This window comes from uncultured Marinobacter sp. (genome assembly GCF_963974375.1).
GTDB lineage: Bacteria > Pseudomonadota > Gammaproteobacteria > Pseudomonadales > Oleiphilaceae > Marinobacter.
Genome location: NZ_CAXBDN010000373.1, coordinates 1 through 3,019 on the forward strand (window position 1 = coordinate 1; position 3,019 = coordinate 3,019).

Annotated in this window: 2 protein-coding genes and 1 pseudogene; 2 read left to right on the forward strand and 1 reads right to left on the reverse strand. The window is 62.2% G+C overall.

Annotation, left to right across the window (positions count from 1 at the left end; all coding sequences use genetic code 11):
* A partial coding sequence (locus tag AAC035_RS20230; RefSeq protein ID WP_339806914.1) for a VIT domain-containing protein occupies positions 1-829 on the reverse strand: 829 nt, incomplete at its 3' end.
* Between the two features lie 225 nt (positions 830-1,054).
* Between AAC035_RS20230 and pdsR the strand changes: the two genes are divergently transcribed.
* Positions 1,055-1,756, forward strand: coding sequence for a proteobacterial dedicated sortase system response regulator (pdsR, locus tag AAC035_RS20235; RefSeq protein ID WP_339806915.1), 702 nt, complete (start codon positions 1,055-1,057; stop codon positions 1,754-1,756).
* 3 nt (positions 1,757-1,759) lie between these two features.
* Positions 1,760-3,019: pseudogene (locus AAC035_RS20240) on the forward strand (histidine kinase); the annotation flags it as partial.

Here is a 3,019-nt window from a genome sequence, read left to right on the forward strand (position 1 = left end):
TATTCAGACTGTGGGAGGCGCTGGCGACACTCGCCACCGGCAAACCGGCACGGATGGCCACCGAGATCGTTGCCCAGTGGCTGCGATCGTTCAGGCTTTCCTCAGCCACAGTAAGCGGACTGATGCGGTCGGCATCCGCGACTTCGCTGGTGGCCGTTGCCCAGCCACCCTGCCAGCTGGACGCTGCGCTGCGAACCGGCACACCCGGCATAAAACGCGGCGTCAGTGTGGTCGGCAACTGCAACTCGAACTGGCCGCTGTCATAACGAACCGCCTGCTGATAGTGCAATTCCACAGTGACTGATTCACCCGGCGGAATATTGGCCAGATGGGTGGTAAACAGGTTGGCACGCTGCTGATCCACCCGGGCCGCCTGACGGCCGGATTCGCGGGCATTCTGATAGGCCTTGCGGGCCTGTTCCCGCTTCCGCACCTCCCCCTTTACCACCCGCTCGCCGGTCCTCATGGTAAAACCATAGACCGTGGCATCCTGGGGCAGCGGAAAGACGTAAACGCCTTCACGCCAGGCCAGCCCGGTATTCTCGAAGGTCTGGGTCAGACGGGTGACCGCCAGCAGACCGCTCACGGTTACCTGATAATCGGTCGTCAGCACAGTCGCCGTTTCATGGCCCTGCTCTGTCACGTAGTGAAAGACACCGGCAGACGCGACTTGCGGGGCAGCCTCGGCATACAGCGGTTGCAGGAACAACACCAGCAACAGTGCCATCCAGAAACCCAAGGCTTCCAGCCAGCGGGTGCGGCCAGGGGAAGCCTTCTGAGGTGTGAGGTCAGAGGACGCCCGGGTCCGCCAGGAATGGATCATCAGCATCAGCTCAACTCCTTTTTTATAATTCAACGATGGTTCCGGGAAACCCCGGACAATTGAGTTCATTTGAGCTGACCCCGGGGGCCATTCCGTGGCAGATTCTGGCAAGGTGCAGGCGGGAAAATGATGAATTGTGGCAAACGGGACAGAACGCCTTAAAGGAAGCCGGCAAAGAATGGTTAAATACGGAACTGAAGCAGCAGCCACCCAAGTGAGACCGGCACTGACATGAAACGACACATCGTACTGGTAGAAGATGAGCCCGCCATCCGCGAGAACTATCGCGATGCCTTTGAGCGCCGCGGCTACCAGGTCTCCGCCTACAGTAGCCGGGAGTCGGCCTGGCAGGCGCTGCGTAATGGCCTGCCGGAGCTGGCGGTGATTGATGTGGGTCTGGGGGATGAGCCAGAGGGTGGTTTTACCCTGTGCCAGGACCTGCGCCGGCTTTCTGCGACCTTGCCGATCATCTTCCTGACCGCCCGCGACAGCGATATCGACTCGGTCCACGGCCTGCGCCTGGGAGCCGATGACTATGTCACCAAAGACATGAACCTGGATCACCTGCTGGCCCGCGTCACCGCGCTGTTGCGCCGGGCCGATGCCTGGGCCAGTGCATTGCAGCAGCCCGATGAACTGCTGAAACGGGGCCGCCTGCTGCTCAACGTGGACCGCATGACCGCCCAGTGGCAGGACCAGCCGGTAGAGCTGACAGTAACTGAATTCTGGATGCTGCACGCCCTGGTTCAGCACCCGGGCCACGTCCGCAATCGTGATCAGCTGATGGCCGCTGCCAGTACCGTGCTGGACGACAACACCGTGACTTCCCACATCAAACGCATCCGCCGCAAGTTCCAGCAGGCAGACACCGGATTTGACGGGATCCAGACCGCCTACGGCATGGGCTATCGCTGGAACGCTCATGAGGTGTAGTTCTTGACGCTCAAGCGCCAGCTGTTTGTTGCCAGCCTGCTGATGCTGCTGATCCCCTGGGCCGGCCTGCAGTTTGTACTGGAGCTGGATCAGGCCCTGCGAGATCAGGCCGCAGAGCAACTGCGCCACCAGGCCCAGCGCATGAAGCCGGTTACCGCAAAGTATCTGGCGGGACAGGCATCGGTGGCAGCGGGGCAGCCGGTTATCTACGCGGACATCATCAGCCGACCGCTGAATCTGGATGGCTACCGCGAAGACTGGCCGGTTTATGGCATTCAGGATCCGCAGCCTTTCTGGCAGAGCCTGGCCCCGGCAAACGATGGCACCCGGCTGCAATGGCTGGCGGTAGCCGACGCCCGATATCTGTATCTGCTGCTACAGACCAACCGGGCAACCCCCGCGATTTTCAATCCGGCCGAGCCCACCCAGCCCCACGACCAGTTCACCCTGAGCTGGCAGCAAAACGGCGAAACCCTGCGCCGGATCGTCCGCAACACAGGGCCAGGGCGCATCAACAGCATCATTCCAGGTTCCGGCAATCGATCCGACCGGCTGATTAGTGGCCACTGGCAGACCACGGCAAGGCAACTGGAGCTGCGCCTGCCACGTCCCGATACCGGCACCCGGGTGGGCATCGAACTGACCTGGCCGTCCGCTGGTGGCCACCGGGTCTACTGGCTGGGCACCGGCAGTGCCGAATCTACGCTGGTGCCACTGATCACCCGGGAGCCAGAGCTTGAGGAATCCCTCACACGTCTGCTGGACCCCGGGCAACAGGCCCGGGTTCTGGAACCCGGTGGCTGGGTACGCGCCCGGGCTGAACGACCAGCGGCAAAGGCCCGACCGGTGTTCGATAACCTCACGGCCCTGGAAATAGTGGAGCAGATCAGCCTGAACGGGCTGCGGGCGCTGGTGCGCTTTCATCAGCCAGAGCCGATTGCCGTGAATCCGGACCTGCCGCAATCGGGCACCGGCATCCTGCCCCCGGAAGCCCTGGTGCAGCATCCGGACGGTGACAACCTGCTAATGATCACTCAGGACCTGGGTAACGACCGGATTCTGATTCTTGAGGAATCCCTGGACCAGTTGCTGACCCTGTCCGGCAGCACCCTGGGGGCGGTGATCACCCGCAGCTTGCTGCTGATTCTCGGCCTGATGCTGGTGCTACTGGGCTATGCCAGCTGGCTGTCCTGGCGCATTACCCGGCTGCAACGGGCGGTGACCGCCAGCGTCGACGAAGACGGCCGCATTCTGCAACCGTTG

Excerpts from the sequence above, each read along its gene's own strand:
- pdsR (WP_339806915.1), top strand. The coding sequence starts at position 1,055 with ATGAAACGACACATCGTACTGGTAGAAGATGAGCCCGCCATCCGCGAG.